Origin of the sequence: Kluyvera genomosp. 2 (assembly GCF_036759865.1) — a bacterium.
In the GTDB taxonomy this organism is placed as follows: Bacteria; Pseudomonadota; Gammaproteobacteria; order Enterobacterales; family Enterobacteriaceae; genus Kluyvera; species Kluyvera ascorbata_B.
In genome coordinates this window covers 111260-135048 of record NZ_JAPKIA010000005.1, presented here as the reverse complement: position 1 = coordinate 135048, position 23789 = coordinate 111260, and the positions used below count along the sequence as shown (strand labels likewise).

Genomic DNA, 23789 nt, shown 5'->3' with positions numbered 1-23789 from the left:
GTACTCGGCTACGAACCGAGCGGTCGGAGGTTCGAATCCTCCCGGATGCACCATCTTCTCCGAGATAACAGCTACGCTGTTGCTTCAAGGTCTGTGAGTTTTTCGCAAGCACCAGGGAGAATAACGTTGCTTCAGCAACGGCCCGTTAGGGCAAGGCGCAGCCGAGTAATCCTCCCGGATGCACCATCTTCTCCGTAGTTCCCTCTCTTTTTTTTCATCGTAAAATCTTCTTCACGCTTTTCCCATTGGCAACCCATTCTTTCCTCTATAATTTATCCTTGTATACGCCTTTATCCTGGTGACATGACTGCAAGGAGAGAAATCCATGAAATGGTTCAAGGCAACGTCAGCGTTTTGCGCTGCGCTTTTGGTGGCTATCTCGTTGTCCGGCTGTGCTGGCTCGTCAACGAAAGAAAGCACCGGTGGCTATATTGACGATACGGTGATCACCACAAAGGTTAAAACGGCGCTGTTCAGCGATAAAAACATCAAATCGAGTGAGATCAACGTGCAGACCTTTAAAGGTCGCGTACAGCTAAGCGGCTTTGTGTCATCCTCTGCGGATGCCAAACGTGCGGTCGAAGTTACCCGACGGGTTCAGGGCGTACGGGTAGTTGAAAACGATATGCAAATTAAATAATCCGCAGCGAGCGGTAGCGATAAGGCGCCGGAGGGCGCCTTTGTCGTTCCTGCGGCTAACAGCGACAACCATCCCTATTTACGATAAAGTAACGTCACATTATCCGACGGGTGAGAAGACGATGTACGAACGCTATGCTGGATTGATTTTTGATATGGACGGCACCATTCTGGATACAGAGCCCACGCATCGTAAGGCCTGGCGTGAGGTTTTGGGTCGTTATGGAATGCGTTTTGACGAACAGGCGATGGTCGCGCTTAACGGTTCGCCGACATGGCGGATTGCGCAGGCGATTATTGACAGTCATCAGGCCGATCTGGATCCCCATCTTCTCGCTCGCGAAAAAACCGATGCGGTGAAATCCATGCTGCTCGATTCTGTGACGCCGCTGCCGCTTATTGAAGTCGTGAAAGCGTGGCACGGCCGTCGGCCTATGGCCGTTGGTACCGGCAGCGAAAGCGCGGTGGCCGAGGCGCTGCTCGCGCACCTCGGGCTGCGTCACTATTTCGATGCCGTTGTCGCCGCCGATCACGTTAAGCTGCATAAGCCCGCACCGGACACGTTCTTACTGTGCGCGGAGCAGATGGGCGTGGCGCCGGAACGCTGCATCGTGTTTGAAGACGCCGATTTTGGCCTTCAGGCTGCTGCCGCTGCGGGGATGGACGCCGTCGACGTACGCCTGCTGTGAATGAACTTCTGGCGCTGGGATCGCTGCTGGCAAGCAGCTTCCTCAGCGCGACGCTGCTGCCGGGGAACTCTGAAGCCGTGTTGGTCGGGCTGCTGCTTGCGGGCGCGAGTAAGCCATGGCTTCTGGTAGTAATAGCAACAATGGGTAATAGCCTTGGCGGGGCTACTAACGTTATTCTTGGTCGTTTTTTTCCATTACGCAAAACATCGCGTTGGCAGGAAAAAGCAGTGGGATGGCTGCGCCGCTACGGCGCGGCTACGTTGCTGCTGAGCTGGATGCCCGTTATCGGTGATTTGCTGTGCCTGCTCGCAGGCTGGATGCGCATATCCTGGGGACCGGTACTCTTTTTTTTATGCCTGGGTAAGGCGCTGCGCTATATCGCAGTGGCGGCGCTGACGCTGCAAGGCATGACGTGGTGGCACTAATTGGATGGCTTGTGGAGCAGTCCTCATCTCCACGATGACAATTATGCTTAATAACATGAATTCGACAGGCGGGAGGTCAATTTGATCCCGGACGTATCACAGGCGCTGACCTGGCTGGAAAAACACCCTCAGGCTCTTGAAGGGATCCAGCGCGGTCTTGAGCGCGAAACCCTACGCGTTAATGCAGACGGTTCTCTGGCAACAACCGGTCATCCGGAGGCGCTGGGCGCCACGCTGACCCACAAATGGATCACTACCGACTTCGCTGAAGCGCTGCTGGAGTTTATTACTCCGGTCGACGGCGATATCAATCACATGCTGACGTTCCTGCGCGACGTGCATCGTCATACTGCACGCCAGCTGGGCGACGAGCGCATGTGGCCGCTGAGCATGCCGTGCTACATCGCACCGGGTCAGGATATTGAGCTGGCACAGTACGGTACGTCTAACATCGGCCGTCTGAAAACGCTGTACCGTGAAGGGCTGAAAAACCGCTACGGCGCGCTGATGCAGACCATCTCCGGGGTACACTACAATTTCTCGCTACCGATGGCATTCTGGCAGGCGAAATGCGGCGTACACGATAAAGAGGCCATTTCCGCCGGCTATTTCCGTCTGATTCGTAACTACTACCGTTTTGGCTGGGTGATTCCGTACCTGTTCGGGGCGTCTCCGGCAATCTGTTCCTCTTTCCTGCAGGGCAAGCCGACGACGCTGCCGTTTGAGAAAACCGACTGCGGCATGTACTACCTGCCGTATGCAACCTCGCTGCGTCTGAGCGATCTTGGCTATACCAATAAATCGCAAAGCAATCTCGGAATTACGTTTAACGAATTGCACGAGTATGTGGCAGGATTGAAGCGCGCGATTAAAACACCGTCTGAAGAATATGCGCGTATTGGTCTGGAGAAAGACGGCAAGCATCTGCAAATCAACAGCAACATTTTGCAGATTGAAAACGAACTGTATGCACCGATTCGCCCAAAACGCGTGACCCGCGATGGCGAAACCCCATCCGATGCGCTGCTGCGCGGCGGTATCGAATATATCGAAGTACGCTCGCTGGACATCAACCCGTTCTCACCGATTGGCGTGGACGAGCAGCAGATTCGCTTCCTCGACCTGTTTATGGTCTGGTGCGTGCTGGCCGATGCGCCGGAGATGAGCAGCGATGAGCTGCTGTGCACTCGCACTAACTGGAATCGCGTGATTCTGGAAGGGCGTAAGCCGGGGCTGACGCTGGGGATTGGCTGTGAAACGGCGCAGTTCCCGCTGACCAAAGTCGGTAAAGATTTGTTCCACGATCTGAAACGCGTAGCCCAGACTATGGACGGTATGAATGGCGGGACGGCGTATCAGAAAGTATGCGATGAACTGGTGGCCTGCTTTGATAATCCGGATTTAACCTTCTCGGCGCGCATTCTGCGTTCTATGCTTGATCAGGGCATTGGGGGGACCGGTAAGGCTCTGGCGGAACAGTACCGCACGATGCTGCGTGAAGAGCCGCTGGAGATTCTCAGCGAAGAGGATTTTGCCAACGAGCGGGATGCTTCAAGAGCGCGTCAGCGTCAGATTGAAGCTGCGGATAACGAATCGTTTGAAGCGCTGCTGGCAAGACACGCCTGATACAAAAGAAAAAGGCCACATCACTGTGGCCAAAATATACATCTCTGAATCAGGGATGATGATAACAAATGCGCGTCTTTCATATACTAAGACTGGCATGGGAACAAAGAGTTCAGTTTATTTTAAAAAAAATCACATTAACCTGAAGCAGAACGCGGCGTATTACAGAAAATTGATTTTATTCAAATGGTTACGTTGGTAATCGGATAGAAAAAATTGCACGCCCGGGAGCATGAAGGTGATATCGGAGGTTACGAAATGCCGTTGTTAGATAGCTTCACAGTCGATCATACCCGTATGGAAGCCCCAGCCGTTCGCGTTGCGAAGAAAATGAACACGCCGCACGGCGATGCGATCACCGTTTTTGATCTGCGTTTTTGTGTGCCGAACAAAGAAGTGATGCCGGAAAGAGGGATCCATACCCTGGAGCACCTGTTTGCGGGCTTTATGCGCGATCATCTGAACGGTAACGGCGTTGAGATTATCGACATTTCTCCTATGGGCTGCCGTACCGGTTTCTACATGAGCCTGATCGGTACGCCGGACGAGCAGCGCGTTGCGGATGCCTGGAAAGCGGCGATGGCTGACGTGCTGAAGGTGAAGGATCAAAACCAGATCCCAGAGCTGAACGTGTATCAGTGCGGTACCTACGAAATGCACTCCCTGAGCGAAGCGCAGGACATTGCTCGTCATATTATCGAACGCGACGTTCGTATCAACAGCAATGATGAACTGGCGCTGCCGAAAGAAAAACTGCAGGAACTGCACATCTAGTTTCTGTTGGTATCGATAATATCGAGCCCCTGCGCGAGCGCAGGGGCTTTTTTATGCGCGAAAGCATATTCATAAATAAAATAATAAAAATAGAAGATATTTATTTTATGTATTTATCTGAGGCGGAAGGCGCGCGCAGAAAATAAAATCTCTCTTTAATAGTGGGATTAAGATAAATATCGATCACATAAAATGAAAAACATAATCAGTTAGCCGAAAAACATAATAGATCCTGTTCCTGAATGCGTAAAAAATAGCGCCTGTTGAAACCGGTTGCATTCGCTAAAAATACAGGAGTTTATATGTCTTCAGGGGATAGGATCTCTATTAAGGAAAAAATTGGCTATAGCCTGGGAGATGCCGCCAGTCATATCGTGTTTGACTCATCGGTTGCTATTCTGGCTTATTTCTACACCGATATTTATGGTCTGCCGCCGGCGGTGATGGGCACCATGTTCCTGCTGGTGCGCCTGCTGGATGCGATAACCGATCCCATCATGGGGGCGATTGCCGATGCCACCTCGACGCGCTGGGGGCGCTTCCGCCCGTGGCTGCTGGCTATCTGCATCCCGTTTGCGGTCAGCTGCGTACTGGTTTACTCCATCCCGTCATTCTCCGACACCGGGAAGGTGGTTTATGCAGTGGCGGCGTATATCTTTATGACGCTGATGTACACCGCCATTAATATCCCTTACTGCTCGTTGGGCGCAGCGATTACTGCCGATCCGCGTGAAAACCTGTCGCTGCAGTCGTGGCGCTTTGCGATAACGCCTATCGGCGGCGCGCTAGGGACTGCGCTGATTCTACCGCTGGCGGATTTCCTCTATCCGGGTGACCGCGCTACCGGTATTCAGGTGTCGATGGCGCTGTTCGGGGTGATAGGCTGCCTGATGTTCATCGTCTGTTTCTTTACAACCAAAGAGCGCGTGCAGCCGGTGAAAGAGGAGAACCTGAACATCGTGCGCGACGTGAAGATTCTGTTCAAAAACGATCAGTGGCTGATTCTGTCGGTCTACAACTTCATGATGCTGGTGGCCGTGGTGCTGCGCGGCGGCGCGGTGGTGTACTACATTAATACGGTGCTGAATAAAGGCTCGGATATCATCACGCTGTTTATGCTGGGCGGTATGTTCGCATCGATGGCTGGCTCCGTTCTTGCTAAACCCTTTGGCACCCGCTTCTGCAAGGTAAAACTATCTTTCTGGATCAACCTGCTGATTGCGGTATTCGGCGTACTATGCTTCTTTATGCCGCCGGAGTTATGGATTGTCGTGCTGTTAATTCATTTGATTATTATGCTGATTCAGGGCGGAAACGGCGCGCTGCAGTGGTCAATGATTACTGATGCAAATAATTATGGTGAATGGAAAACGCAGCGACGAATTACAGGTATGAATGTGGCAGCCAATATATTTGTGATTAAGCTGGGCGTCGCCGTTGGCGGAGCGGTATTAGGTTGGGTACTGGCTTATTTCCATTATGAATCTAACGTTGCCGTACAGTCGGCGTCGGCGGCGCAAGGTGTCATGCTGCTATTTACGCTGGTGCCGGCTCTCTTTTATGTCCTCACGGCATTTTCCATTAAATTCTATGGGCTCAATGAAAGCCGAATGAACCATATTGTGGACGACCTTAAACAAGGGGCATTCGCGAACTCATCGCATTAATCTTCCGTCGCCTGACGCGACAGGGCAAAAAAAAGCCAGCTCAACCGAGCTGGCTTTTTAACTAGTGAGCGCCTCCGCCCCCGCCCCCGGCGCCAAACGGCGGCCTGGCAAACCACACCAGGCCCAGGAGCACGAGGAAGATCCCCGCTGAAATCCAGAAGATTTCGTTGGCCGAAACAATCAGCCCCTGGTTGGTGATCTGCTGGGCTATCCAGCCGGAAGCCTGCTGCTGCGTCATCCCCATACCCTGTAGCTGATCGTACATCTGCTGGGCGTTAGGGTTAAACGGCGTTACCGACTCCGTTAGCTGCGCATGGTGCATGGCTTCGCGGTTGGTCCAAAGCGTTGTGGTAATTGACGTCCCGATGGAGCCCGCCAGCGTACGCGTGAAGTTCGACAGGCTCGAGGCGGCCGCCAGACGCTCGGGCGGTAGCCCGGAAAGCGTGATGGTGGTCAGCGGCATGAAGAAGCATGCCACGGCAAAGCCCTGAATAAACTGCGGCCACGCCGACGCACCGAAGTCCATTCCCGGTTCGAAGGTGTAGGCGCGCCAGTAGAAGCACACGGCGTACATAATAAAACTGAAGGTCACCAGACGGCGCATATCCAGCTTATGGGCAAAGCGGCCGATAATCGGCGACAGAATCACGGGGATCACCCCGACCGGCGCCGATGCCAGACCGGCCCAGGTCGCGGTATAGCCGTAGACCTCCTGCAATAGCTGCGGCAGTAAAACGATCGCGCCGAAGTAGAGCATATAGGCCAGGCTGATACACAAGCAGCCGATGGTGAAGTTTCGCGACTTAAACAACGACAAATCGACAATCGGGTTATCGTCGGTCAGCTCCCAGACAATCAGGAAGCTCAGCGATATCACCGCGACGATGGTCAGAACGATGATCTCGGTCGAGTTAAACCAGTCGAGTTCTTTACCCTGGTCAAGCATCACCTGCAGACTACCGATCCCGAGCACCAGCAGCGCCAGGCCCACGCCGTCGATACGGCGCTGTTCGGTTCGCGTTTCGCGCCCGCGTAGGGTCTGGAGGCTTAATAGCACGACCACCGCGCCGATGGGCACGTTGATAAAGAAGATCCAGCCCCAGTGATAGTTATCGCTGATGTAGCCGCCGAGAATTGGCCCGCAGATAGGCGCAACGATGACCGTCATCGACCACAGCGCCAGCGCAATAGAGCGCTTTGCTGGCGGATAGTTACTCAGCAGCAGACTCTGCGACAGTGGGATCAACGGCCCGGCAACAATCCCCTGAATAACGCGGAAGAAGATCAGCATGCTAAGGCTGTTGGACATCCCGCACGCCCATGACGCAATGACAAAGGCGACGGTTGACCACAGGAACAGCTTCACCTCACCGACGCGCTTTGCCAGCCAGCCGGTAATCGGAATGGAAATGGCGTTAGCGACCCCAAACGAGGTGATGACCCACGTCCCCTGGCTCAGCGATGAGCCAAGGTTCCCGGCAATGGTGGGGATGGCCACGTTAGCGATGGTGGAGTCCAGCACCTGCATGAAGGTAGCCAGCGACAGCGCAATGGTCATAATGACCAGTTGCGCGCCTTCCAGCGGTTTTTGCTGTTGCATTACGCGCACCCCAGCATTAGTTGGCGTTGGCCTGAACGATATCGTTAATCAGCTTGTTAACCGGATCGAGGCTGATTTCACGCGCGTTGCTCTCGTATGCCGGGCTGTTACGAATCTGGTTGGCCAGAATTTGTCCGTCGCGGTTGGACGTGTCTACTTTCACCAGCGTAGACAGGCCGATACGCAGCGGGTGTTTCGCCAGCTGGTCGGCATCCAGTTCGATACGTACCGGCAGACGCTGCACGACCTTGATCCAGTTACCGGTGGCGTTCTGCGCCGGCAGCAGGGAGAAGGCGCTACCGGTACCCATATCGAGGCCGACAACTTTCCCGGTGTACTTCACGTCATCGCCGTAGATGTCGCTGATCACGGTGACCGGCTGACCAATACGCATATGGGCCAGCTGGGTCTCTTTAAAGTTCGCGTCGACCCACAGGTTATTGGCCGGCACCACCGCCATCAGCGGCGTGGTTGGGCTAATCTGTGCGCCAGGCTGAACGGAGCGACGAGAGACGTAGCCGCTCATCGGGCTGACGATTTTGGTACGCTGCAGGGCAAGCCATGCATTACGGACTTCCGTCGCCGCCTGACGCACGGTCGGCTGCTCTTCCAGTTTCGTTCCCAGGATCATCGCCTGGTTAGCGTTGTACTGCTGGATAGCGACGTCGAGAGCCGCCTGCGCGCTGGTGACCGCATCTTTCGCGTGCTGCAGCTCTTCGCGGCCGATCAGATTGGCGTTACCCAGCGGGATACGACGGTTGAGGTCGGTTTGCGCCTGCGCCAGCGTCGTTTTACGGATATCGATATTGGCCTGCAGCTGTTTGTTGTTGATCATCAACTGGCGCATCTGACGCACGCTGGAAGCCAGCGCCGTCTGCGCTTTTTCAAACGCCTGCTGAGCATCGGTCTGATCGAGCGTGACCAGAACATCACCCTGCTGGATATAGTCGGTGTTGTCGGCCCAGACTTTCGTCACGCTGCCGGACACCTGCGACATGATTTGAACCTGGTTCCCTGCCACGTATGCGTCATCGGTTTCTTCGAAGTGACGCAGTACCAAAAACCAGTAGGCCCCGTAGGCCACGGCAATAATAACAAAGAGCAAGGTCAACAAGACGAGGGCGCGTTTGCGTTTGCCTTTCTTGTTGGCGGGTTGCTGCGGGGTTTGAGTCTCCGCATTTGCGCTCATGTGATTCTCCACATTCTTATTATTAATATCGGCGACGCCGACCTGTTTACCAGAAAGGCCAGCAGGGGTTATCTGCTGGCCTGTTTGTTTTCATTGTTATCGCGGTAGTATCAGCGCAGGGCGTCAAGTACTGAGCCGTCCTCTTCCATCTGATCCAGACGAGTAAGAAGTTTGCGGGTGATATGTTCGAGCTGATCTTTCTCGGCCGGGCTAAGCGACGACCAGAGCTGATGCAGGCAGTGATGCTGCGGTGGCAGAACTTCGTTCAGGAACTCACGACCTTTGTCGGTCAGCTGCAGATGTAGGCAGCGACGATCGTTGTCACTTTCACGACGTTCAATCCAGCCGCGCTTTTCCAGCTCATCGGCGATGCGGGTCGCGTTAGTACGCGATGACCCCAACGCACAGCTGAGCTCGGAAGGCTGAATACTGTGGTTTTCTTGAGACTCCAGCGTGATTAGCGCCATAAACAACGTCTCGTTAATCCCTTGAGCTTTCAGCATTTTATTGCGGTTATCCAGCAGCTTACCCTGCATGTGCATGCAAAGGCGTGTCAGAAGAATTTCCTGGAAAGGAAACTCTTCGCAGCGGCTGGCGCGAAATTTCAGCATTTGTTCAATGGGCGTAAACGAACTATCCATCTGGGCATTACCTCATTAGTTACAGTCGATATAGTAACGATGGTGACAAATAAAGTAAATGAATTAATGCCCGTAATTTATGTGATTTACCTATGACATAGAGATGCTGTATACGTAACGCTCATCGCATTTGTGTTATTCGGCTTCCTGACGGTGATAGCCCCACCACCAGACCAGCAGGTTAGCGAGAGAGATTGCTGCACCCGCCGCACATACGCCGGTCCAGCCTGCGTGCTGCCAGGCCGCAGCGGAAAGCAGCGACCCGGCCGCGCCGCCGATAAAGTAGCTGGTCATGTAGCCCGCGGTCAGACGGTTACGGGCATCGGGCTGCACGCGATAGATGACCGTCTGGTTAGTGATATGCACGCCTTGTACCATCAGGTCGAGCACCAGAATACCGACGATCAGCGCGATAGCGGAGGTGTGACCGTACCAGATAGCCACCCAGGAAAGCAGCAGTAGCAACAGGCCCCAGGTGGTGGTCAGGTGCGCTTTGCCCTTATCCGCCAGCCCGCCGACCGGACGTGCGCCCAGCGCGCCAGCCGCGCCCGCCAGCCCGAACAGCCCGATAGCCCCTTCCGAGTAGTTGAACGGCGCGCCGGAGAGCAGGAACGCCATCGAGGTCCAGAGAATGCTGAAGTTGGCAAAGGTCAGACAGCCGAGGATAGCACGGGTGCGCAGCAGCTTATCGCGGGCAAAAAGGCTGAAGATAGAGCCCAACAGCTGCGGGTAGTTGAGATGCGTCTCCTGCTTGAGTTTCGGCAGGCCGCGCCACAGGGCAAAGGCCAGCAGCACCATCAGCACGGCGGCAACCCAGTAGACGGTACGCCAGCCGCCCAGATTCGCCAGCAGGCCAGCAACGGTTCGCGCCAGCAAAATGCCGAGCAGCAGCCCGCTCATCACCGTGCCGACGACCTTACCGCGCTTTTCCGGCGAAGCAAGGGTTGCCGCCATAGGCACCAGCAGCTGGGCAACGACGGAGAATAGCCCGGTAAGTGCGGTGCCAAGGATCATCATGGCCGGAGTGCTGCTGCTTGCGGTAATGAGCATTCCACCCGCCGCAAGCAGCGTCATGGTCACGATAAGCGAACGACGTTCAAACATATCGCCCAGCGGCACCAGGAACAGCAGCCCGGCGGCATAGCCAAGCTGTGCGGCGGTAACGATGAACCCGGCCTGTCCCGCGCTAAGCGAAAAGTGGCGGGCAATGGTCTCCAGCAGCGGCTGCGCGTAGTAGTTGCTGGCAACGGCCAGGCCGGTGGCGACGGACATTAAGGCAATTAAGGCTGGGCTAAGCCCGTGGGCAGGTTTAGTCATAATGGCTGAAATGATTAAGAAAGAGAGAGTGATAATAACCAAAGGCGGGAAGGGCGGGGAAAATGTCGCGTAGCGGAATGTGCTTTTTGGCTACGGGGCCCTATCTTTCCGTAGGCCGGGTAAGCAAAGTGTCTGTAGGCCAGATAAGGCAAAGCCGCCATCCGGCAGTCGGAGGCGGCTCAGGTACATTCTCGGCATCGCCACACTCGGATGCTGCTTTATGCCGCCCCGAGTGGGCATGCCTGATGGCACGAGGCTGTTCAGGCCTACTTCTGCGCGGCCAGCGCCTCTTTTATCCAGCCGTCAAATACCTGCTGGTGAGCCTGAATCCAGCCATCAACCTGGCCCTGAACGTCGGCTTCTGAAGCCTTGCCGTCATGCATCATCGCGTTCTGTGCGTTAATGTCGGACAGCGGCAGCTTCATAATGGCAAACAGCTTCGCCGCCGCCGGGTTTTTCTCGGCCCAGGCCTTATTGGCGACGATATGCATAGTGCTTACCGGGAAGCCGTAGTTCGCGCCGTTAGCCAGCTTGGTGTCGATATTTTTCTGTACGCCCGGCAGGGAGGAGAACGGCACCTGCAGCCAGACCACGTCTTTCCCCGGTTTCAGCACGTCGCTCACCCAATACGGTGTCCAGGTATAGTAGATAATCGGCTTGCCTTCTTTAAAGCGGGTGATGGTATCGGCCATCATTGCCGCATAGTTGCCCTGATTATGCTCGACCGTTTTGGTCAGATCGTAGGCATCCAGCTGATGATTAATCACCGCCTCACAGCCCCAGCCTGGGTTACAGCCGGTCAGATCGGCCTTACCGTTGCCGTTGGTATCGAACAGTTTGGCGATTTTCGGATCTTTAAGCTGCTCAATATTGGTAATGTGGTACTGGTCGGCGGTTTTCTTATCGATCAGATACCCCTGCGCCGCGCTGCCAACCAGCGTCCCTTCGCGGTAAAATTTCTTGTCACCGCCAGCCGCTGCATACATATCGTCATGCAGCGGTATCCAGTTGACGGCGGTAAAGGTCGCGTCGCCGGCGGCGATAGAGGTGTAGCCGACGTTGTAATCGACTTCGTTGGGTTTACTGACGGTGTAACCGAGCTTTTCCAGCGCGCGGCTGACCAGCAGCGTCTGGAACGTTTCTTCGGACAGGGTGCTCTGTACCGGCTGTACGGTCATGCCTTTCCCCGGCAGGTCGGTGGCAAAGGCGCTGGTGGAAACCAGCGTGGCAAACGCTGTCGCAAAAACAAATGAGTGTCGCATCGTTGTTCCTTTAATAGTGATAGTCGTGGAGCGTTGGCCCGCAGCGCAGGCCAACACGATGGTTACTTAGTGAAAGGGCGGAGCAGCAGACCCAGCGGGCCGGTGCTGTACCAGCGGCGATTGCCACGGCTGCGGGAGTCGCGGCCAACGGCCTGGGTCAGGCGGTCGAGAATGATGGCGAGGATAACGATCCCCACGCCGCCAACCGTTGCCAGCCCCATATCCAGACGGCCAATACCGCGCAGGACCATCTGGCCGAGACCGCCGACGGCGATCATGGAGGCGATCACGACCATTGACAGGGCCAGCATCAGCGTCTGGTTGACGCCCGCCATAATGGTCGGCATTGCCAGCGGCAGCTGCACTTTAAACAGCATCTGACGTGGGCTAGCGCCGAAGGATCGCGATGCCTCGATAAGATCTGCAGGCACCTGGTTAATCCCAAGAATGGTCAGGCGCACAATGGGCGGCAGGGCGAAGATAATCGTCACGACGACGCCCGGGACGTTACCAATACCGAACATCATGACAATCGGCACCAGGTACACGAACGCGGGAGTCGTCTGCATGGCATCAAGCAGCGGACGAATAATCTTCGCCGCCCGCGGGCTTCGCGCCAGCCAGATACCGAGCGGCAGGCCGATTAACACACAGAACAGCAGCGCAGTGAGTACCAGTGCCAGCGTCACCATGGCCTGTGACCATGCGCCAATCGCACCGATGGCAATCAGCGAGATAAAGGTCGCTACGCCCATGCCGAGGCTGGAGATCTGCCAGGCGATGAGGGCGAAAATCACAATCGCCACCGGTGCGGGCATTCCCAGCAGCAGCTGCTGGAAGGCGCTCAGAATATAGTCGACGGGAACGCGAATCCCCTGGAACAGCGGGCGGAAGTGCGTGACCACCCAGTCAATGCCGTGAGTTACCCAGCTATCGAGTGGAATCAGCGTCTTATGGAACGGATCCATAATATTAAAATGCTCAGCCTGCGGAGCGGGCGCGCTGTGCAGCCAGTCTGCGCTACCGCCGGACGGCGTCGATGCCGGAGAGCCCCAGGCGTCGGCAGAATTTGCCGCGCTGTCTGCGGCCGGTGTGGTATCCCACGGGTTAGATTGATCAGCCATTGTTGTTTGCCCCCTCGCGATCTAATGCCTGTAGCAGCATGCGTTTTGAAATCACGCCGACGTACTGCTGTTCTTCTCCCACCACCGGAACGGCGCAGGGCGCGTGGCCCACATGAGAGAGCAATTCGCTGAGCGGCGTCTGCGCATCAACGGCCAGAGGCTCGTCAATCAGCGCCGCGTCGATTCCCAGGTTAGCTTTTAACGCCTCTTTCAGGGAGTCGATGGAGACAATACCGACAAACTTATTTCCGCGTTCAATGACGTAGCCAAATTCGCGGTCATCATCCTGCAATAATTTCAGCGCGGAGCGTGGGCCAAAGCCCGGCGTTTTACGGATTAAGCCATCGGGATTACGACGTGCAATATCTTTGGCGCTAAACACCTGGCTAATATCCACACCGCGGAAGAAGGTGCGGACATAATCATTGGCCGGATTATTCAGAATTTCATCCGGAGTACCCACCTGAACGACTTCGCCATTTTGCATAATGGCAATGCGATCGCCAATTCGCATTGCTTCATCGAGATCGTGGGAAATAAATACCACGGTACGCTGATGTTTCGCCTGTAATTTTACCAGCTCATCCTGCATCTCAGTACGAATTAAAGGATCGAGCGCCGAGAAGGCTTCATCCATTAATAGAATATCAGGGTTGATGGCCAGAGCACGCGCCAGACCGACGCGCTGTCGCATCCCGCCGGACAGTTCATCCGGATAAGCGTGCGCGTAGTTTTCGAGGCCCACCTGACGCAGGGCGTCCAGTGCTTTTTCCTGGCGCTCCTGTACCGGCACGCCCGCAAGGTCCATGCCGAATGCGGTGTTATCCAGCACGCTCATGTGCGGCATCAGCGCAAACGACTGGAATACCATGGCGATTTTTTTGCGGCGCACGTCGCGGAGCTCGGCGTCGGATATTTTGGCAATATCCACACCGTCAATCAGCACCTGACCGCGGGTGGGTTCAATCAGACGATTGAGAAGGCGTACCATGGTGGATTTGCCGGAGCCGGATAACCCCATGATGACAAATATCTCGCCTTCTTCAATGGCCAGACTGGCGTCTTTGACGCCAAGCGATAACCCTGTTTTTTCCAGAATTTGCTCTTTGCTGAAACCCTTCTCGATATATTTAAATGCTCGCTGTGGATGCTCGCCGAATATTTTATAAAGATTCTTAACTTCTAATTTAACTGCCATGCAATATGCGTTTTCCTGTTTTTAGTTTATGTCGATATGGTACCTGATGAGAATAATTACCTTTTTATACCCTAGCACATTCAGATGATGTGACAACCCTCAACCTGTTCTGATCAGAAATATCAGGCAGGGCGATCGTGCGCTCATTTCCCATGATATAAGGGCTGAGCCGCAAATTAGCGCCTGTTGATTTTTTTGTAAATTAAGCTGGAAAATTTGCAGGCGATCGGAAAAATGGCATGAATATTGTCGGAAAAATCACCGTGAATTAGCGTGAGTTATTTGTATGATCATGGCCGTTTGATAAGAAATATCCCGGCGAAAAATGTGGGCGTATATTGGCGAGGATTGAGACATTATTTACAACGTCAAATCGCCCGTGAATGATGAATAGTCACGGGCGATTCTGGCTTACATCCGCATACCGACAGCCAGACGGTTAAAGGCGTTCATCAGGCTGATAGCAAAGGTCATATCGCTAATTTGTTCCGCGCTAAAATGCGCCAGCAGCGGCTGGTAGACGTCATCTTCGGCGTGTGTTTCGGCGATGTGCGTCAGATCTTCCGCCCAGGCCAGCGCGGCGCGTTCTGCATCGCTGAAGCGATCGCTCACTCTCCAGCCAGCTAGCGCGTCCAGCCTGGTCTGTTCCACACCGGCTTTGCGCAGCGCGTTGCTGTGCATCTCCAGGCAAAACGCGCAGCCGTTAATTTGTGACACCCGCAGGTACAGCAGCTCAAGCAGCGGGCGTTCCAGCGTGCTCTTTTCCAGCGCGATGCTCGCCTGTACCAGCCCGGCATAGACCGCTGGGCTCAGTTCACTATAGGGTTGGCGTAGTGCAGTCATTGTCTTTCTCCTCGTTCAAGATGAGACAAAAATAGCACTATAATGGCCCTAAAAAGATAGCCATATTCTGGGTAAAAAATAAGACCATGAAAACGCGCCATGTACCGCGATACCAGCAAATTGCTCGTCAGCTGAAGGCGGCGATTGAACAAGGTGAACTGAGCGCGGGCAGGCGTCTGCCGTCCAGTCGCCTCTACGCTCAGGAGCTTGGTGTCTCCAGAGTGACGGTGGAGAACGCCTATGCGGAGCTGGTGGCGCAGGGGTGGCTTGAACGACGCGGGCAGGCAGGGACGTATGTCAGTCATCACTTAACGCTGGAAGCCACGCCAGCGGAGCCGCTTGGTTTTGGCGGCGAGCAGTTCCAGCCGCTGCCGTTCCAGCTTGGCTTGCCCGCGCTGGATCTCTTTCCGCGCGGGCTATGGGCTCGGGTAATGGGGCGCAGGCTGCGTACGCAAACCCGCTTTGACCTCGCGTTGGGCGATGTGTGTGGTGAACTGGCGCTGCGTCAGGCGATAGTCGAGTACCTGCGGCTGTCGCGGAGCATTGAGTGCGATGCCGGTCAGGTGTTTATCACTTCGGGCTATGCGGCGGCTATGAGCCTGGCGCTTAAAGCGCTGGATGGGCGCGGTGAGAGCATGTGGGTAGAAGATCCAGGCTTCCCGCTGATCCGCCCGACGCTGGCAGAGGAGGGCGTAAGCCTGCACCCGGTGCCGGTTGACGACGAGGGGATGAATATTGACTGGGCATTACAGCATGCCGGCGACGCGCGATTTGCGCTATTAACTCCGGCTCACCAGAGCCCGACCGGCGTGGCGCTGTCGCTGCCGCGTCGGCGACAGCTGCTCGACTGGGCGGCACACCAGCGGGCGTGGGTCATTGAAGACGATTATGACAGCGAGTTTCGCTATCACGGCAAGCCGCTGCCGCCGTTGAAGAGTCTGGATGCGCCACAGCGGGTGATTTATGTAGGGACGTTCAGCAAATCGTTGTTTCCAGCGCTGCGGACCGCCTGGCTGGTGGTTCCGCTGCCGCTGGTGGCGGCGTTTCGTCGTCAGGCTCAGCGTGCGGCCTGCCCGGTGCCGCTGCTCTGGCAGCACACGCTGGCAGACTTTCTACGCGAAGGTCACTTCTGGCGCCATCTGAAGAAAATGCGCATTCACTATGCCCAGCGTCGCCGCTGGCTGGAAACCGCGCTCGTGGCTCAGGGTTTTCAGGTTGTGGCGCAATCCGGCGGCATTCAACTGGTGGTCACGGTCGAGGGGGACGATCGCGCGATGGCGCGCAGGGCCCGTGAGGCTGGCCTGGCGGTACAGGCTATCAGCGACTGGCGGATAGCGACAGGTGGACGAGGCGGGCTGATAATGAGCTTTACGAATCTTATTTCGCAGGCGATGGCTGACGAGCAGGTGGCGGCGCTACGGCGGGCGCTAAAATAAAAACCCCGGAGCATCAGAGACACTCCGGGGGAGACGCGTTTTTATTATCAACATCATTGTGGTTATATTATCGGCGCGATCCCAATAATACGCCAATAAAAATACCTACCGCCGCGGCCGCGCTCACACTTTGCCACGGTTTATCGCGAATATAGCTGTCTGCCGTTTCGGCAACGTCGCATGCGCTTTGCTGTATGCGGCTACGGCCGTGAATACGTGCGCGGGTTTCGCTGAGTAACGCTTTAGCCTTACGACGAGCGGTATCTACCTCATCTTTATTTTCACTGGCCCAGCTCTTCAGAATATCTTCCAGACTGTCGGCTAATTGGCTGACATCGTTATGAATATCTTGTACTTCGTCGTCAGCTTCATTGCGATTAAACAACTTTGGCATCTCGGCCTCCTCGAATTTGTATTGAGCGTTAAGTGTAGGCCATACGCTATAAATTGCCGGGAATTAATGAGTTTCTGGAATTATCTGAAAGCGAGACGAATACTGATTCATGTAAGGTGGCGATGCAGTAAAAGATAACGAGGAAAAAATATGTATTTACGACCTGACGAGGTAGCGCGCGTGCTTGAAAAAGCGGGCTTTACCATGGATGCGGTAACCCCCAAAGCCTACGGCTATCGCCGCGGTGAGAATTACGTCTACGTTAACCGCGAAGCGCGGATGGGGCGCACTGCGTTGATTATTCATCCGGGGCTTAAAGACCGAAGCTATAAATTTGCCGAACCGGCGTCTGATATTAAAGCTTGCGATCACTATGAACAGTTCCCGCTGTATCTCGGCGGCGATGTGGAACAGCACTACGGCATTCCGCACGGTTTTAGTTCACGAATGGCGTTAGAACGCTTTTTAGATGGGTTATTTGGCGAGAACGTATGAATAAACGACTGGCATCGCCAGTCGTTTATTGCGCGTCTATCAGGCTTTTGCCTGGGTATATTGTTCCACACGGAACAGGCGACGGCAGAAATCGAGGAAGTAGCCGTAAGCCGCCCCCATCACCAGCGAGATCGCCGCGTTAGAGCTGACCGCCGCGGCAATCTGGTGCCAGTCAGCGCCAACGCTCAGCAGAATCATAACGTACACTGGCGACTGGAAGGTCACGTACGCCAGCGGGTCCGCCGCTCTTCTCACCCAACCTGCCGGGCTGATACGCGCCGCCTGGCGCATAATAAAGTCACGATACAGACCGTATGGCCAGGCAATAATAATGTTGACCGGAATAGCAACCAGACGTGATGAAAGTGACTGCTCGAAGGTCATTCCCGAGAGAAATATTTCAATCATCATGTTCACGACGGAACAGTAGACCACCATGGCGAAAGTGTCTGCTGCCGCATGACGCAGGCGTGACTGCGCAGAGAACATCGGTATGCTCCTCGAAAATGGACGTTATAACTGAGTGAAAACGTTTTTTTAGGCGTTTTGGATTGGTTTGTGCGACGCGTATAGGTTATCCATCTACAATAAAACAAACAACTAGTGAAATATTTTTATTTAATGCGTTTTTGTCAATAAAATACTCTGCCGTCGATTATTTTTTGAGCGCTACGCTATTTTTGTTTTTGAAGGTTATTTTAATGATTAAAATCATTGTGTTATGTGATGAGTTCGCCGGAGTGTGATGGGCGTAAATGCCGGCATGATTCACGCGTCGGCGTGCGATGCTGATTTTATTGTGATCGCTATCGCTATTGGTTTTTTTATCCAAATTTTGGGCTTTTTATTAGCATTAAATGTTGGATGTTAGATTTTTGAGATATGCGTGAAATTTGGGTAATCATGCAACTGAAGGGGGGAAGGAAGCGGCGAGCGATGCTCACCGCAGAAAGCACTCAGCAGACGCCAAAGTCTCCCTCTTCATGGTACGGGGCAACGTCGTCGTTTTTCAGGGTGTATTGTTTACCGTGCTCATCGCTTGCCTGTACGGCGACGATGCTATCTTCATGCGCTTCAATGACTTTGAGTTTTGGTCCGCCCATTTTGGACTGAACCAGATCGCCAGGTGCAAACATCCACGAACTCCTTTGTTATAGAGGGTGATATCTTGTCGCCGCGGCGGCAGCCGTCAACGACGGTTCCACGGCATCGCGACTAACAGCCGCGCCATGCCGCAAAAACCCGTCACCCCGGCAAAGGTTAAGCCCGCGCCAACGAATGCGCTGAGCAGGAAGAAGGCGCTGGAAACGCTATAGCCGAGGATAACGCCCAGTAAAATTAGCACGCCAGCCGCAATCTGTACCTGGCGCATTAGGGGTAGCGGCTGTGATTTATCTTCAACGGTGAGCAGACCGGCCTGACGCCAGCCATCAATCCCACCTTCAACAATGTTCACCTGTGCAGGCGCGGCCGCTGCGACAAGGCGGGCGAGATTGTTACGGGTACGGTTACCGGACTGGCAGTGAAAAATCACCACGTCCGCTGCGGACGCCTGCACGGTTGCACCTTGCTCAATGGCGCCGAGCGGAAGCAGGCGAGCGGCAGGTATATGTTCGCGGGCATATTCATCGGCGTCGCGAATATCAATCAGCAGGGCACCCTGTTCGGTCAGGGCGAAGGCTTCTTTCGGGGAAATCGTTTCTGTCGTCATGCAGGGGCTCCTCAGGGGCAGTAGAGCGTTTTTAAGGTGGCGACTATCTGCTGCACCGCCTCGTTTTTGATGAAATAGTGAAGACGCTGTGCCTCGCGCCGACAGTCAACCAGCCGCTCTTCCCGCATGCGCGCAAGGTGCTGTGAAGTCGCGGACGGGCTTAACCCGCAGGCTTTGGCTAAATCGCCTGCGCTGGTGCCCGGTGCGTCGCAGAGCATACAAAGGATCAGCAGCCGGCGAGGGTTGCTCATCGCTTTGAGTAGCGCGGCGGCCTCGCCGGCACGGGACTGAAGCAGTTCATTTGGGGTCATAGTTAGTTTAGATTTTACTTAATTTAGTAAATGCTAAACTAATCGGGAATACATTGCGAGAGATATTTGCGCAGTCGGCAAACTCATTAGTATGCTAATGGTTAAGTGGGTTGAAAATAAATAAACGGAATAATAATGGGAATATTCCTAGTTTTATTTGAGCACCGCATTTTTTGTCATAAAAGACAGGCGAGAATATGCATAACAACGTTAACTCGGTTAAATTATTTCATTAAGTGTTAAATTCAATAGCTCTGATTCGCTGGGAGTTTTGTGTGATGTAATTTCAAATACAACATGTGGTCACGCTTGTTGAAACTTTTGTATCTGAATTAAATACTGTCACGGGTATTTTACTTAATCACGGGTTGCATCATATCTAAATAAGAATATTATTAGCTACGTATTCCTAATACATTAATGATTAACCGATCTTGCTGAATAATAATTATTCGGCCTTTACTGGTTATTATTTGAGTCGAATGAATACGTTATACTCTACAGACGGAACAAAACCATATAAACAGGGAGGATATGACGGCGGGACGCTGGAGAATAATATTTATTCTCAGATATTCCTGCATAAATATTAAGTTAAGAAGAGACCAAGAATGAAATCACAACTCCGCATTATGGCATGTGTCGTAGCCGCACTCGTATCTGGCGCAGCTATCGCGTCCGTATCGACGAACCCAGGTTCCGATGCGGGTACACAGGGCACCGGCGGCCAGGTAAAATTCACCGGTTCAATCACCGATTCATCTTGTAACGTTGATAGCAGCACCGCTAACCAGACCGTCGACCTTGGTAAATGGGCAAAATCCTATTTCACCGGCGTAGGCACTGAAACCACCAAAACCGCGTTCCACATCAAGGTCAAAGACTGCCCGGATTCCGTAGAGCAGGTCTCCGTACTGTTTGACGGTAACAAAGATAAAATCAATTCTTCCCTGCTGGCCGTTGAATCTGGCGCAACCGGCGTGGGCATCAAACTGTATGAAGATGACCAGACTAAACAGGTTGTCCCAGGCGTCGTGTCGGCAAAACACGCGGTTGTTGAAGGCGATGATGCCGGCTCTGCCGATCTGACCTTCTACGCTGACTACGCCTCTACAGGCGCAACGGTAACGACCGGTACCGCGAATGGCGTGGCCGATTTTAATATGGTTTATAACTAATTAAGCCGTGAGCAGAAGGCAACTTCTGCTCAATTTTTGCTTTATCTAATAACGCTGGTCATTCCTATGAATCGATTTATCGCGAGCATAGCTCTTTCTGCATTTGTTTTATCGACGACGGCTCAGGCCGGTATTGTCATGGGAGGAACTCGCGTAATTTACCAAGAAGGAAAACGAGAAGCCTCTATTTCGGTAAGTAATGCCGATACGTCTACACCCTATTTAGTACAGTCGTGGGTGGAGAATTTTTCCGCCACAGATAAAAGTCAGCCGCCTTTTATTGTGACCCCGCCATTGTTTCGCCTTGACCCTGAACAAAAAAATATACTGCGTATTAACTACACTGGCGCAAATTTACCCAACGACCGTGAGTCCGTATTTTGGTTAAACGTTAAAAGTATCGCCCCCTCGAAACAGGGGGAGGACAATAAATTACAGGTCAATATTAAGTCAAAATTTAAGATCTTCTATCGGCCAAATCATCTTGCCGGTGATGTGACGGAAGCCTGGAAACAGCTAACGTTCCATTCCGTGGGTTCAGAACTGACCGCTCATAATCCTACCCCTTATTTTGTTTCATTTTTCTCCCTTTCGGTCGGCGGTCAGGAGCTGGAGTCTCCGGGCATGATTGCGCCGTTCAGCGACAAAACGTGGCCGATTAGCCGCTTAGGTACCGTGAAATGGCGGGCGATAAATGATTTTGGCGGTGTGACTGATTTTACTCAACGGTAATTATTACGGGCCCCAGCGTGAAGACGACAACCTCAGACTCCCGGAACGACGATACTACACTCGGTACCGCCGTGCTGCTGGCCTGCGTGCCGACGGCACTGTTCGTCTTGTGTTACAACCCTGCTGTCTGGGCTGACGATTACTTTGACCCGGCGGCCGTTGAATTGTCTGACCCGCAGCAAAAAACCGCCGATTTACATTACTTCGCCAGGTCGGGCGGCCAGCAGCCGGGGAGCTACCCCGTAACGGTGTGGGTGAACAACCAGCAGGTTGCACAGGAGACGGTGGAATTTATCGACGGCGGTGATGGTCTGCTGCCGGTGCTTACGCCAGAGAAGCTGGCGGATTATGGCGTCAACATCAGCGCCTTCCCCGCGTTCGAGCAGTTACATGATGGCGAAACGTTAACCCATATTGAACGCTTTATCCCCGATGCCAGCAGCCATTTTGATTTCGCCAGCCAGCGGCTGAATCTGAGCATTCCGCAGGCGGCGCTGAACCTTAAAAGCCGCGGGTACGTCGATCCGTCACGCTGGGACGACGGCATTCCGGCGGCGTTTGTTGACTATAACCTCAGCGGCGCCCAGTCCCATGAAGACGAACGCACAACGCAAACGGACTACCTCAATTTGCGCAGCGGCGTTAACCTCGGCGGCTGGCGGCTACGTAATATTGCCTCCATGCAGTATGACAAAACCCGCCGCTGGCGTTCACAGAGTACCTACCTGCAGCACGATGTGCGGGCGCTGAAGAGCCAGCTGCGCATTGGTGATACCTATACCAGCGGCGACGTGTTTGATAGCGTGCAGTTCCGCGGCGCGCAGCTGATGTCGGAAGAAGAGATGCTGCCGGACAGCCAGCGCGGATTCGCCCCGGTTATTCGCGGTATGGCCCACAGCAATGCCAAAGTAACCGTCTCCCAGCATGGTTATGTGATTTATGAAACCTTCGTCGCCCCCGGCGCGTTCGCGATTAACGATCTTTATCCGACCTCGCAGAGCGGCGATCTGGAGGTGACGGTTAAAGAAAGCGACGGCTCTGAGCGAAAGTTTACCCAGCCGTTTTCCGCCGTGCCGTTTATGCTGCGACAGGGACGGGTGAAGTACAGCGTCAGCGCCGGACGCTTTTATTCCACGCAGCCACAGACCCGTGAGCCGCAGTTTGTGCAGTCGACGCTGTTCTACGGGCTGCCTGCCGATATCACGTTCTACGGCGGCGCGCAGGTGGCGGACGATTATCAGGCCTGGTCCGCCGGGCTGGGACACGGTTTTGGCGAACTGGGATCGTTAGGCTTTGATTACACCCGCGCGACGACCCGCACGCCGTCAAATCGGCGCTACAGCGGCAACTCAGCGCGCCTGCAGTACCAGAAAGAGTTTGCCAGCAGCGGCACATCGCTCAGCCTGGCAAGCTATCGCTATTCCTCCAGCGGTTACTATGACTTCAGCGAGGCGAATGCGCTGGAAGGCCGCTACGGCGTCACGGATAATAAACGCACGCGCGAAGAGTTCTCGCTTTCACAAATGCTGGGCAGCCTTGGCAGCCTGTCCGCATCGGCCTGGACGCAGACTTATTGGCACGCTCGCGGCCATGATGAGACAGTGCACGTCGGTTTTTATAGCGCCTGGAAAGGCGTCTCCTGGGGCGTGGGCTACTACTACACCGCATCGTCAGAATATAAAAAAGCCGATCGCTCGTGGTCATTTAATCTGAACGTACCGCTGGGCAAAATGCTGCCGGGCAGCTCTGTCAGCTACAGCAGCACCACCGATAACGCAGGCCACGCCTCGCAGCAGGCTTCACTCTACGGCTCGGCGCTGGAGAAAAACAATCTCTTCTACAGCGTGCAGCAGGGGTACGGTAACAACGGCCAGGGCAGCAACAGCGGCGTGTCTCTGGACTATCGCGGCGGCTACGGTGAAGCGCAGGTGGGTTACCAGCATGACAAAATCAGCAATCAGATAACCTGGGGCGCTTCCGGTTCCATCGTAGCCCATCCTCACGGCGTCACTTTCGGCCAGTACACCGGCGACAGCTTTGCCGTGGTTCGCGCGCCAGGCGCCGACAACGTGGATATCGAGAATGGCACGGACGTGCACACCGACTGGCGCGGCTATGCGATTGTGCCCACGCTGACCGCCTACCGTAAAAACGACATCAGCCTGAATACCGAAACCATTCCAGATGATGCCGACGTGGAGCTGCTGGGACAAACGGTCATCCCTGGCGGCGGCGCTATCGTCGAGGCGGATTATGCCACGCACTTGGGGAATCGGGTGCTGTTCACCCTGCGCGGACGCGGCGGGCCGCTGCCGTTTGGCGCCAGCGCGAGGGTTAAAGGCGATGACGATGCGGCGACCGGTATCGTCGCCGAGCAGGGGCAGGTGTACCTGAGCGGCGTGCCGGATGAAGGCACCCTTGAGGTGCGCTGGGATGACCATAACGCTACGCAAACCTGCGTGGCCCACTTCCATCTTCCTGACAATCAGCAACGTCGGCCGGTCAAAACCGCCAGCGTCACCTGTTTATAAAAGGTCG

Annotated in this window: 24 protein-coding genes; 11 read left to right on the top strand and 13 right to left on the bottom strand. The window is 54.5% G+C overall.

What is annotated here, in order from left to right:
* Positions 1-325 precede the first annotated feature (325 nt).
* The 6 genes from V6942_RS06925 to V6942_RS06900 all read left to right on the top strand — a co-directional run bounded on the left by V6942_RS06925 (position 326) and on the right by V6942_RS06900 (position 5820).
* Positions 326-640, top strand: a complete 315-nt coding sequence (locus V6942_RS06925; protein WP_106928311.1) for a BON domain-containing protein — start codon at positions 326-328, stop codon at positions 638-640.
* A gap of 121 nt (positions 641-761) precedes the next feature.
* Positions 762-1328 (top strand): fructose-1-phosphate/6-phosphogluconate phosphatase, encoded by a 567-nt coding sequence (gene yqaB / locus V6942_RS06920; protein ID WP_333501022.1) that lies wholly within the window; start codon positions 762-764, stop codon positions 1326-1328.
* The gene (locus tag V6942_RS06915; RefSeq protein ID WP_106928315.1) at positions 1325-1753 is read left to right on the top strand and encodes a YqaA family protein; all 429 of its coding nucleotides are present in this window, start codon (positions 1325-1327) and stop codon (positions 1751-1753) included. The genes yqaB and V6942_RS06915 overlap by 4 nt, the downstream gene beginning before the upstream one ends.
* 81 nt (positions 1754-1834) lie before the next feature.
* Positions 1835-3379, top strand: a complete 1545-nt coding sequence (gene gshA, locus V6942_RS06910) for a glutamate--cysteine ligase (RefSeq protein WP_106928317.1) — start codon at positions 1835-1837, stop codon at positions 3377-3379.
* A 258-nt stretch (positions 3380-3637) separates the two neighbouring features.
* The gene (gene luxS, locus V6942_RS06905; protein WP_106928319.1) at positions 3638-4153 is read left to right on the top strand and encodes an S-ribosylhomocysteine lyase; all 516 of its coding nucleotides are present in this window, start codon (positions 3638-3640) and stop codon (positions 4151-4153) included.
* Positions 4154-4455: 302 nt separating this feature from the next.
* The gene (locus tag V6942_RS06900; RefSeq protein WP_182930145.1) at positions 4456-5820 is read left to right on the top strand and encodes a glycoside-pentoside-hexuronide (GPH):cation symporter; all 1365 of its coding nucleotides are present in this window, start codon (positions 4456-4458) and stop codon (positions 5818-5820) included.
* A 61-nt stretch (positions 5821-5881) separates the two neighbouring features.
* Here the strand turns inward: V6942_RS06900 and emrB are convergent, their stop codons facing one another.
* The 8 genes from emrB to V6942_RS06860 all read right to left on the bottom strand — a co-directional run bounded on the left by emrB (position 5882) and on the right by V6942_RS06860 (position 14994).
* Entirely contained in the window at positions 5882-7420 is a 1539-nt protein-coding gene (emrB, locus tag V6942_RS06895; RefSeq protein ID WP_106928323.1) for a multidrug efflux MFS transporter permease subunit EmrB, read from the bottom strand.
* A 16-nt stretch (positions 7421-7436) separates the two neighbouring features.
* Positions 7437-8609 (bottom strand): multidrug efflux MFS transporter periplasmic adaptor subunit EmrA, encoded by a 1173-nt coding sequence (emrA, locus tag V6942_RS06890; protein ID WP_106928325.1) that lies wholly within the window; start codon positions 8607-8609, stop codon positions 7437-7439.
* Between the two features lie 110 nt (positions 8610-8719).
* A complete protein-coding gene (gene mprA / locus V6942_RS06885) occupies positions 8720-9250 on the bottom strand; it encodes a transcriptional repressor MprA (protein WP_106928327.1) in 531 nt (176 codons plus the stop codon).
* Between the two features lie 135 nt (positions 9251-9385).
* Entirely contained in the window at positions 9386-10567 is a 1182-nt protein-coding gene (locus V6942_RS06880) for an MFS transporter (RefSeq protein WP_333501021.1), read from the bottom strand.
* A 266-nt stretch (positions 10568-10833) separates the two neighbouring features.
* Positions 10834-11829: a glycine betaine/L-proline ABC transporter substrate-binding protein ProX gene (gene proX / locus V6942_RS06875; protein ID WP_333501020.1), complete on the bottom strand. Its 996-nt coding sequence runs from the start codon at positions 11827-11829 to the stop codon at positions 10834-10836.
* A 62-nt stretch (positions 11830-11891) separates the two neighbouring features.
* Positions 11892-12953: a glycine betaine/L-proline ABC transporter permease ProW gene (proW, locus tag V6942_RS06870; RefSeq protein ID WP_333501019.1), complete on the bottom strand. Its 1062-nt coding sequence runs from the start codon at positions 12951-12953 to the stop codon at positions 11892-11894.
* Entirely contained in the window at positions 12946-14151 is a 1206-nt protein-coding gene (gene proV / locus V6942_RS06865) for a glycine betaine/L-proline ABC transporter ATP-binding protein ProV (protein ID WP_182967208.1), read from the bottom strand. The genes proW and proV overlap by 8 nt, the downstream gene beginning before the upstream one ends.
* Positions 14152-14562: 411 nt before the next feature.
* The gene (locus V6942_RS06860) at positions 14563-14994 is read right to left on the bottom strand and encodes a carboxymuconolactone decarboxylase family protein (protein WP_333501018.1); all 432 of its coding nucleotides are present in this window, start codon (positions 14992-14994) and stop codon (positions 14563-14565) included.
* Between the two features lie 86 nt (positions 14995-15080).
* Between V6942_RS06860 and V6942_RS06855 the strand changes: the two genes are divergently transcribed.
* Entirely contained in the window at positions 15081-16430 is a 1350-nt protein-coding gene (locus tag V6942_RS06855; RefSeq protein WP_182934440.1) for a PLP-dependent aminotransferase family protein, read from the top strand.
* Positions 16431-16497: 67 nt separating this feature from the next.
* Here the strand turns inward: V6942_RS06855 and V6942_RS06850 are convergent, their stop codons facing one another.
* Positions 16498-16824, bottom strand: coding sequence for a DUF883 family protein (locus V6942_RS06850; protein WP_106928342.1), 327 nt, complete (start codon positions 16822-16824; stop codon positions 16498-16500).
* 150 nt (positions 16825-16974) lie between these two features.
* Here V6942_RS06850 and V6942_RS06845 point away from each other — a divergent pair, with 150 nt between their 5' ends.
* Positions 16975-17319: a DUF2002 family protein gene (locus V6942_RS06845; RefSeq protein WP_106928344.1), complete on the top strand. Its 345-nt coding sequence runs from the start codon at positions 16975-16977 to the stop codon at positions 17317-17319.
* A 39-nt stretch (positions 17320-17358) separates the two neighbouring features.
* Here the strand turns inward: V6942_RS06845 and V6942_RS06840 are convergent, their stop codons facing one another.
* From V6942_RS06840 to V6942_RS06825, 4 genes are all read right to left on the bottom strand, one after another.
* The gene (locus tag V6942_RS06840; protein WP_106928346.1) at positions 17359-17808 is read right to left on the bottom strand and encodes an L-alanine exporter AlaE; all 450 of its coding nucleotides are present in this window, start codon (positions 17806-17808) and stop codon (positions 17359-17361) included.
* A 467-nt stretch (positions 17809-18275) separates the two neighbouring features.
* Entirely contained in the window at positions 18276-18455 is a 180-nt protein-coding gene (locus V6942_RS06835) for a hypothetical protein (RefSeq protein ID WP_106928348.1), read from the bottom strand.
* Between the two features lie 53 nt (positions 18456-18508).
* On the bottom strand, positions 18509-19030 hold the full coding sequence (locus V6942_RS06830; protein ID WP_182930148.1) for a rhodanese family protein: 522 nt from the start codon (positions 19028-19030) through the stop codon (positions 18509-18511).
* An 11-nt stretch (positions 19031-19041) separates the two neighbouring features.
* Positions 19042-19341 carry an ArsR/SmtB family transcription factor gene (locus tag V6942_RS06825; RefSeq protein ID WP_182930149.1) on the bottom strand — a complete coding sequence of 100 codons (300 nt, stop codon included), beginning with the start codon at positions 19339-19341 and terminating at the stop codon, positions 19042-19044.
* A gap of 611 nt (positions 19342-19952) precedes the next feature.
* Between V6942_RS06825 and V6942_RS06820 the strand changes: the two genes are divergently transcribed.
* The 3 genes from V6942_RS06820 to V6942_RS06810 all read left to right on the top strand — a co-directional run bounded on the left by V6942_RS06820 (position 19953) and on the right by V6942_RS06810 (position 23782).
* Positions 19953-20519, top strand: a complete 567-nt coding sequence (locus tag V6942_RS06820) for a fimbrial protein (protein WP_333501017.1) — start codon at positions 19953-19955, stop codon at positions 20517-20519.
* Between the two features lie 66 nt (positions 20520-20585).
* Positions 20586-21251 (top strand): molecular chaperone, encoded by a 666-nt coding sequence (locus V6942_RS06815; protein ID WP_182930150.1) that lies wholly within the window; start codon positions 20586-20588, stop codon positions 21249-21251.
* 17 nt (positions 21252-21268) lie between these two features.
* A complete protein-coding gene (locus V6942_RS06810; RefSeq protein WP_333501016.1) occupies positions 21269-23782 on the top strand; it encodes a fimbria/pilus outer membrane usher protein in 2514 nt (837 codons plus the stop codon).
* Positions 23783-23789 lie beyond the last annotated feature (7 nt).

Bases quoted from the DNA above. Each gene is read 5' to 3' on its own strand.
- V6942_RS06925 (WP_106928311.1), top strand. From the start codon at position 326: ATGAAATGGTTCAAGGCAACGTCAGCGTTTTGCGCTGCGCTTTTGGTG.
- yqaB (WP_333501022.1), top strand. From the start codon at position 762: ATGTACGAACGCTATGCTGGATTGATTTTTGATATGGACGGCACCATT.
- luxS (WP_106928319.1), top strand. From the start codon at position 3,638: ATGCCGTTGTTAGATAGCTTCACAGTCGATCATACCCGTATGGAAGCC.
- V6942_RS06900 (WP_182930145.1), top strand. From the start codon at position 4,456: ATGTCTTCAGGGGATAGGATCTCTATTAAGGAAAAAATTGGCTATAGC.
- emrB (WP_106928323.1), bottom strand. From the start codon at position 7,420: ATGCAACAGCAAAAACCGCTGGAAGGCGCGCAACTGGTCATTATGACC.
- emrA (WP_106928325.1), bottom strand. From the start codon at position 8,609: ATGAGCGCAAATGCGGAGACTCAAACCCCGCAGCAACCCGCCAACAAG.
- mprA (WP_106928327.1), bottom strand. From the start codon at position 9,250: ATGGATAGTTCGTTTACGCCCATTGAACAAATGCTGAAATTTCGCGCC.
- V6942_RS06880 (WP_333501021.1), bottom strand. From the start codon at position 10,567: ATGACTAAACCTGCCCACGGGCTTAGCCCAGCCTTAATTGCCTTAATG.
- proX (WP_333501020.1), bottom strand. From the start codon at position 11,829: ATGCGACACTCATTTGTTTTTGCGACAGCGTTTGCCACGCTGGTTTCC.
- proW (WP_333501019.1), bottom strand. From the start codon at position 12,953: ATGGCTGATCAATCTAACCCGTGGGATACCACACCGGCCGCAGACAGC.
- proV (WP_182967208.1), bottom strand. From the start codon at position 14,151: ATGGCAGTTAAATTAGAAGTTAAGAATCTTTATAAAATATTCGGCGAG.
- V6942_RS06860 (WP_333501018.1), bottom strand. From the start codon at position 14,994: ATGACTGCACTACGCCAACCCTATAGTGAACTGAGCCCAGCGGTCTAT.
- V6942_RS06855 (WP_182934440.1), top strand. From the start codon at position 15,081: ATGAAAACGCGCCATGTACCGCGATACCAGCAAATTGCTCGTCAGCTG.
- V6942_RS06850 (WP_106928342.1), bottom strand. From the start codon at position 16,824: ATGCCAAAGTTGTTTAATCGCAATGAAGCTGACGACGAAGTACAAGAT.
- V6942_RS06845 (WP_106928344.1), top strand. From the start codon at position 16,975: ATGTATTTACGACCTGACGAGGTAGCGCGCGTGCTTGAAAAAGCGGGC.
- V6942_RS06840 (WP_106928346.1), bottom strand. From the start codon at position 17,808: ATGTTCTCTGCGCAGTCACGCCTGCGTCATGCGGCAGCAGACACTTTC.
- V6942_RS06835 (WP_106928348.1), bottom strand. From the start codon at position 18,455: ATGTTTGCACCTGGCGATCTGGTTCAGTCCAAAATGGGCGGACCAAAA.
- V6942_RS06830 (WP_182930148.1), bottom strand. From the start codon at position 19,030: ATGACGACAGAAACGATTTCCCCGAAAGAAGCCTTCGCCCTGACCGAA.
- V6942_RS06825 (WP_182930149.1), bottom strand. From the start codon at position 19,341: ATGACCCCAAATGAACTGCTTCAGTCCCGTGCCGGCGAGGCCGCCGCG.
- V6942_RS06820 (WP_333501017.1), top strand. From the start codon at position 19,953: ATGAAATCACAACTCCGCATTATGGCATGTGTCGTAGCCGCACTCGTA.
- V6942_RS06815 (WP_182930150.1), top strand. From the start codon at position 20,586: ATGAATCGATTTATCGCGAGCATAGCTCTTTCTGCATTTGTTTTATCG.